This is a genomic window from Rhodanobacter sp. Root561, from assembly GCF_001427365.1.
GTDB lineage: Bacteria > Pseudomonadota > Gammaproteobacteria > Xanthomonadales > Rhodanobacteraceae > Rhodanobacter.
Genome location: NZ_LMGH01000013.1, coordinates 396,696 through 403,509, shown reverse-complemented (window position 1 = coordinate 403,509; position 6,814 = coordinate 396,696). Strand labels below are relative to the sequence as shown.

The window sequence follows — 6,814 nt, the reverse complement described above, 5'->3', positions numbered from 1 at the left end:
GAAAGCGTTGGGCGGCTTGACACCTGCCGCCTACGCGAAACAGTTAAAGTGACCCCGGACTCTAAACCTTCCTGCTACTCAATGCGGGGGGACGTCGTGATGACACAATTTTTCGAAGTCTTTCTTATATCGATCTATGTTGGACGACATAGGAAGCCCCCTGTGCTGCCTAACGCTTGAGTTAAGCAGCGGCGAAGCCGTCCGCCTTGAACGAACTGTTAGCCATCACTTGCGCTTGGTACCCGCAGCCCACATTGCGAAGCGATCATTTCCAGGCACCAATGAGTTTGAGATGTTGAACGCGATCTTTGTGGACTTTCCTTGAAGTAGATGAAGACTAAGGAACGTCTGCAAATACTGTGAAGCCACAGCGCCATGAATTGACTTCTCCGGCGCTATGAGAGCCCTGCAAAATGGCAGCTTTGAGAAGTCTCTAGCAAACGGCGCTTTACCGGTCTCGCAGCAGAGCGAAACAAACAGCTTTGGGCTTGTGTTGTGCTTGGAAAGGCGCCGATCGAATGAAATTGGAAGACGTGCGCCGCCTACGCCGAAGTAGATGGCCGTCTTATCTCCGTGACCAATCAAGATGATGTGGGTATAGGCGGCATGATGTATTGCCCACCACTCGCCGAACTCACCAATCGCTCGAATTTTGACGCTTGAGATGTGATCGTCTGGCAGCAAAAGTCGGCAGAACTGCAAGAGGCTCTTACTGAGGGGGTTTATGAGCCCATCTTCACTCTGAAAGTCGCCTATCGACACGAGGGCGATGCCAAGTGAGTGATGGGCTTTCGATGAGCCAATGGTTTGTGAGGAGGTTCCGTCAGGTAGCCGTACTTGGATTGATCTATCGCTTGCTGCAACAACCTCGCAGCGCCGCATGGCAAAGATGTCTCTGTCGCCTTCGGGCAGAACGCTCGCTGGCACGTAGACGCGATCGCCGACTTGAAATTTTGGCATTAGGTAGGTCTTGCTGTGGTGGCTAACGCTGAAGTTAAGCGGCGAGCGCTTTTTGCGCGTCCGCCTTGAACGAACTGTTAGACCGCCGCACGATGCCCAAAAAGAGCAGCACTAGACAGAGGCCGCCGAATATTGCACTTGCTGCAAGCATGGTGAGGTAGCTGAAGACTTGCCAGTGTGACGTGAGAGTTGTGGCGCCGATGATGAACCAAGAGATCAACCCAAAGAACGCGCTGCCCACGGCCCCGCCAACAACGAACGCGGAAGCCATTACAAGAGCGATGAGCGGCAGATGAAAAACACGCGCGACGCCGAAAGCAACGCCAAAGACCAACAGGCCGACGAGAACCACAATAGCAAGTGAGAAGAGTGGGCCCATAGGTCTAACGCTTAGTAGACCCCATATCGGGGCATATGCAACGGATGTTCAGCTTTCGAAGGGAACCCGTCAAGCGAGCAGATTGTCCGGTTTGGCAAGGGCTTGAGGGATGACGTGAGCGGCTCGGACGACTGGGGGTGACTTTGCATATCTCACAAATCGAGGTGCTATGTCTTATCTCCCACAATTGATGGTGATAACAGCTGCACGTTCGCAGTGTGCGCAAGCCGCCTTATGAGCGAGGTTCGGCGATCTTTCACGCTCGAACGACACCACTCAGGTGACTAGGCCGTGCGCCACGTGGAAACGTCGGTTCATTTTGGTCCCAGGGAAAGGTGGCTCGGCTGCCGCAGGCAGACGAATGCTCTTGCTTCAAAACTCGAAAATACGAGTCCGATGAAGTCCGCCTTCACAACGCGAGCCCTCATCCTCAATGACTCGCGCCAGCCGCTCTCTTGCCTGAAAACATGACGCAGACCCCCACGAAGACCAGCAGCACCACCGACGCGGAATAACGACTCAAGGCGAGCCCGCCGGACGCCAGCGGCTTGTCCAGGAAGTCGCCAAGCACAGCCCCCAACGGCCGCGTCAGCACGAAGGCTGTCCAGAACAGCAGCGTGGAGGAGACCCGGGTCCAGAAGTGCGCGCCGGCGACTACCACCAGCAAGCCGCCGAAGATGAGCGCTGCGCCCAGGTAACCCAGGCCGGCGGTGTCCGCCGTCCAGTCGCCGAGCGCGGTGCCCAGCGTCTGCGAGAACATGATCGTGGTCCAGTAGAACATCTCGGATCGGGGCGTGCTCACCGACTCGACCGACACCGTGCCCGTCGTGCGGTGCCACACTGCCAGCGAGGCGAGCAGCAGCACCAGCAGCAGCGTGCTGCCGCCCGCGTAGCCGATGCCCAGGGAGCGGGTCACGAAATCCGCCAGGGTGGTGCCCACCGTGGTGGTGGCGATGATCGCCGCCCAGTACACCCAGGGACGAAAGCGCGTGGCGGCGATCTGCACGCCCACCGCCACGAGGAACACCGCGGCGAAGATGGCGGTCGCCACGAGGTAGCCCAGGTTCATCGACATCGACACCGCGTCGCCACCGGTTTCGCCCAGCGTGGTGACGGCGATCTTGATGACCCAGAACAGCAGGGTGACTTCCGGTACCTTGCCGGGTGTCTGGCCGTGGACAGCGTTCATCGGGGCGCCTGCCATGGAAAGTGGTGAAGCCTATACCCATTTGTTTCTGGCGCCATTTCAATTTTGCCCGGCTGGCGCGTCTAGGCCTGCAATCGACAGCCGCGGCAAGCGCAAGCGCGCCATGAGTACCCTGATGGACGGTCCGCACAGTTTTATGGAACACCTCTCGCGCCACGACGACCTGCAGTTCGACCCCGCGCCCACTCATGGCGAGGTGGTGGCGGCGCTGTATCGCGAGCATCACGCTGCGCTGGTGGCCCTGCTGCAGTGCCGGCTGAATTCGCGCAGCGACGCGCAGGAGATCGCGCAGGAGGTCTACGTGAAGTTGCTGACCATGAAGGACCTGGGCCACCTGGAAACGCCGCGGGCGTTCCTGTTCCGCATGGCGATCAACCAGTCGGTGGACTACCTGCGCAAGCGCGTGGTGCGCGCCAACCTGTCGCCCCCGCCCGCCAGCGAGGATCTGCACGCCGCGCCGCTGCCCGAGCAGCACCTGTGGGCCGGCCAGCAATGGAAGAAGGTGCAGGCCGCCCTGCGCGAGTTGCCGGCCAAGTGCAGCCAGGCGTTCGTGCTGCACGTGCTGGAAGGCCGCGAGTTTTCCGCGATCGCCACCGAGATGAAGCTCAGCGAACGGATGGTCCGCTACCACGTCAGCCGGGCCATGGCGCACTGCCGTGAACGCTGTTTTGCAATGGAGACGCCGTAATGGCCACCAATACCGGATTCGACGAGGAAACCACGCGCACGGCGGCGCTGTGGTGGACCCAGTTGCGCGATCCCGAACCGTCCCCGGACCTGCTTGAGCGCTGGGGTGCATGGATGGCGGCTGATCCCAGCAACGCCCAGACCTTCGCCCAGCTCAACGCGCTGGGCGAGCTGGCTGCCGACGCCTCGCCCAGCCAGCGCCAGCAGCTGATCGACGAGTTCGCGCCACGCGCCACGAAGCGGTCGTATCGTCCGCTGGCGGCCGCCGCGGCCGCGGCCGTGGTCGGCGTGGCGCTGCTGGGCGGCTGGTGGATGCTGCGCGGCGGGCCGGATCACTCCCCGCTGCCGCAGCAATACGCCAGCGCGGTGGCCGAGGATCGGGCCATCCAGTTGCCCGATGGCACCGCCATCGAACTCGGTGCGGCCTCCAGCCTGACCACCCGCTATGCGCAGCACCGGCGTGACATCGACCTGCGCGCCGGCGAGGCGTTCTTCACCGTCACGCATGACCGCGAGCGTCCGTTCGTGGTGACGGCCGGCCCCCTGCACATCGAGGATCTCGGCACCGCATTCAACGTGCGGCGTACCGGCCAGCGGGTCAGCGTGACGGTGACCGAAGGACGGGTGCGGCTGTCCCCGGCGAACGGCGCCGCGGACGGTGCGGACCTGCCCTCCGGCCGGCTGGACCTGGTGGCAGGCCAGCGCGCCGAGTACGACCCGGTCAGTGGCGCGCTCAGCGTCAGCACGATCGCGCCGGAACACGCGGCGACGTGGCGCCAGCATCGGCTGGAGTTCGTCGACGAACCGCTGTCGACCGTGCTGGTCGACGTCAATCGCTACAGCCGCCAGCCGGTGCAGCTGGCCGATCCGCGCCTGGGCGAGCTGAGGTTCACCGGCACCGTCAACACGACTAACATTGGCCGTTGGGTCGATGCCTTGCCGCACGTTTTTCCCGTGCAGGTGAGCGCGTTTGCCGATCACGTGGTGCTTTCGGGCACCGGAAAGCCCTGAGAGCCGGGAGCGTGGGTGGTGGAAATGTTCGAGGCGAAGGCCCGGCCCGATTTCCACCGGCCACGCTCCTGACCATGGTTCGCACGCACGGTGGGCAGGATGGCGGAACGTAAATGGCGTCGCGGCGACGGACGCAGGTGTTGCAGATGACGTCCGCGAAGCGGATGCAGCGTGCATTCGGCGTTGGCCTGGCATGGATCACGGCGACCGGTTTCGCCGGCGTTGCCGTTGCCTCGGGCGCACCGACTCTGAAAGCCGAGCGCACCAGCTTCTCGATACCCTCGCAGCCGCTGGCCGATGCGCTGATGGCGCTGGGACGCCAGGCCGACGTGCAGATACTCGCCTCCAGCAAAGCGATCGCTGGGCGGCGCAGCACCGGCACCTCCGGCAGGTTGAAGGTGGAAGCGGCGCTGGACCACCTGCTGCAGGGCACCGGCCTGGACTACGAGGTGATCGGCAGCCGCACGGTGGTGGTGCACCAGCGCGAGTTCAGCCCGGCGACTTCCTACGAAAGTCCGCTGCGCGGCACCAAGCCGAATGTGCCGATCGTCTCGGTGCTGGATACCGTGCGGGTCTCCGGCCTGGTGCTGGGCGATTGGGGATTCCTGGCCGACAGCACGCGGGGCGCCACCCGCACCGACGCGGAGCTGGCCGACCTGCCGCAGTCGGTGAGCATCGTGACGCGCGACCTGATGGATTCCCGCCAGGCGTTCGAGGTGGCCGACGTGGTGCGCCACGTGGCGGGCGTGGACTATGTGGATGGCTTCGGCGGCCCGCCGCTGTTCCGCATCCGCGGGTTCACCACCGGCAACGGCCTCACCGACGGCATGCCCAACGGCGTGGCGCGCATCGAGGATCTGCCGCCGCTGATCGGCATCGAGCGGGTCGAGGTGTTGAAGGGCCCGGAGACGATCCTCGGCGAGTCGTCGGTGGACAACAATTTCGGCGGCTCGGTGAACATCGTGATGAAGCGGCCGCAGGCCGAACCGGTGCGCCAGCTGACGTTCTCCACCGGCCAGGGCGACGGCAGCCGCCTGGGCGTGGACCTGGCCGGTCCGCTCGACGAACAGGGCCGGCTCACCTATCGCTGGGTCGCCGCCGGCAATCGCGCCGAGCGCACGGCGCAGGGCTATCGCGGCCAGCGCAGCGGCTACTTCGCGCCCTCCATCGGCTGGCAGGACGACACCACGCGGTGGCTGTTCGGCCTGGAATACGTCGACAACCGCGTGCCGGTTGCGGACCACACGGTGCTGCTCGGGCAGTCGCTGGCCAGCGCGTCGCCATTCGACCGCTTGCTGGGCAACCCCGACGACCATGCGCGATTCCGCACGCGGCGTGCGTTCTACATGGTCGAGCAGGCACTGGGCGACGACTGGAGCCTGCGCAGCCGCGGACAGTACGTGAGCCAGCGCAGCAGCGGCCAGGCCTGGGCGTTCTCCGACACCCAGCATTTCGGCCTGAGCGAGGCGCAGGCCAGCAGCTATCGCTATTCCGACGCGTTCTACACCTTGCAGAACGAACTGGCGGCAAGTTTCGAGCAGGGCCTGCTGGTGCACGACGTGCTGCTGGGCGTGGACTATGCCCGCACCCGCACCGGCAACGGCAACCAGCCCAGCGCGCTGGTCACCGGCGCAGCGGTCAACGCCGACCTGCAGGCTGACGACTTCCAGCCGTTCGCGTCGGCGAAGAACACCGTCGTCGTCCAGACCCGTCCGCTGGGCGGATCGTGGTCGAGCCAGCTCGGGCTGTTCGCGCAGGACCAGGTATCGATCGGCGAGTCATGGCATGTGCTGGCCACGGTGCGCCACGCCACCTACGAGCTGACGGGTGCGGCGATGCCCGCGCTGCGCCAGTCGAGATGGATACCGAGATTGGGCGTGGTCTATCAGCCGAGCCCCGGCGTGTCGCTTTACGCGTCCAGCAACACCGGTTTCCAGGCCGATGCCCTGCTGGGCGAGGACGGTCGCCCGCTGCCGCCGTCGGTGTCGCACCAGCTCGAACTGGGCAGCAAGGTCGGCCTGTTCGACCAGCGCGCCAGGCTGACGCTGGCCTGGTACCGCATCCGGCTGGACCACAGCATCAGCCAGGTAGCGCCGGAGGCGCCGCATTTTGCCGTGCCGGGTCCGGGCCAGACCAACACCGGCGTGGAGATCGAATTCGACGGCCAGGTCCTGCCGGGGCTGGATGTCTCGGCCAGCTATACCGGCGCGCGCATCCGCAACCACGACGGCAGTGCTCCGTACGGCGCGCCGCGGCACCAGTGGAACACCTGGGCCAGCTACCGCTTCCAGCGCCCTGCCCTGCAATCCTGGGGCGTGGCCGGCGGCGTGTTCGGGCGCAGCAGCACCAGTGGACGCACCGAGGACGACGGCTATTTCCGCATGCCGAGCCAGCTCAGCGCGGAGGCGAACCTGAGCTGGTATGCCGATCCCTGGACGCTGACGCTGGGCGTGAAGAATCTTTTCGGAGGCACCTTGTACGCGATCAACGCCGAGTCGTCGTTCGTGCCGGTGCGCCAGGGCCGGCTGGTCCTGTTCAACGGAACCTTCCACTTCTAGCTTCCGCCGCGC

The 6,814-nt window shown here is 64.6% G+C and carries 6 protein-coding genes; 3 read left to right on the top strand and 3 right to left on the bottom strand.

Annotated elements, in window-relative coordinates; all coding sequences use genetic code 11:
* Nucleotides 1-225 precede the first annotated feature (225 nt).
* From ASD55_RS18525 to ASD55_RS14020, 3 genes are all read right to left on the bottom strand, one after another.
* On the bottom strand, nucleotides 226-960 hold the full coding sequence (locus ASD55_RS18525; protein WP_157599014.1) for a hypothetical protein: 735 nt from the start codon (nucleotides 958-960) through the stop codon (nucleotides 226-228).
* Nucleotides 961-994: 34 nt separating this feature from the next.
* Nucleotides 995-1,339: a hypothetical protein gene (locus ASD55_RS14025; protein ID WP_056717243.1), complete on the bottom strand. Its 345-nt coding sequence runs from the start codon at nucleotides 1,337-1,339 to the stop codon at nucleotides 995-997.
* A gap of 430 nt (nucleotides 1,340-1,769) precedes the next feature.
* Nucleotides 1,770-2,528, bottom strand: a complete 759-nt coding sequence (locus tag ASD55_RS14020; RefSeq protein WP_056717244.1) for a hypothetical protein — start codon at nucleotides 2,526-2,528, stop codon at nucleotides 1,770-1,772.
* Between the two features lie 121 nt (nucleotides 2,529-2,649).
* On the opposite strand from ASD55_RS14020, the gene ASD55_RS14015 reads away from it, so the two are divergent.
* The 3 genes from ASD55_RS14015 (at nucleotide 2,650) to ASD55_RS14005 (ending at nucleotide 6,802) form a co-directional block, all read left to right on the top strand.
* The gene (locus ASD55_RS14015; RefSeq protein WP_235577826.1) at nucleotides 2,650-3,234 is read left to right on the top strand and encodes an RNA polymerase sigma factor; all 585 of its coding nucleotides are present in this window, start codon (nucleotides 2,650-2,652) and stop codon (nucleotides 3,232-3,234) included.
* Nucleotides 3,234-4,244: a FecR domain-containing protein gene (locus ASD55_RS14010; RefSeq protein WP_056766965.1), complete on the top strand. Its 1,011-nt coding sequence runs from the start codon at nucleotides 3,234-3,236 to the stop codon at nucleotides 4,242-4,244. The genes ASD55_RS14015 and ASD55_RS14010 overlap by 1 nt, the downstream gene beginning before the upstream one ends.
* A 146-nt stretch (nucleotides 4,245-4,390) precedes the next feature.
* Nucleotides 4,391-6,802, top strand: a complete 2,412-nt coding sequence (locus tag ASD55_RS14005; protein ID WP_235577825.1) for a TonB-dependent receptor — start codon at nucleotides 4,391-4,393, stop codon at nucleotides 6,800-6,802.
* Nucleotides 6,803-6,814: the final 12 nt, after the last annotated feature.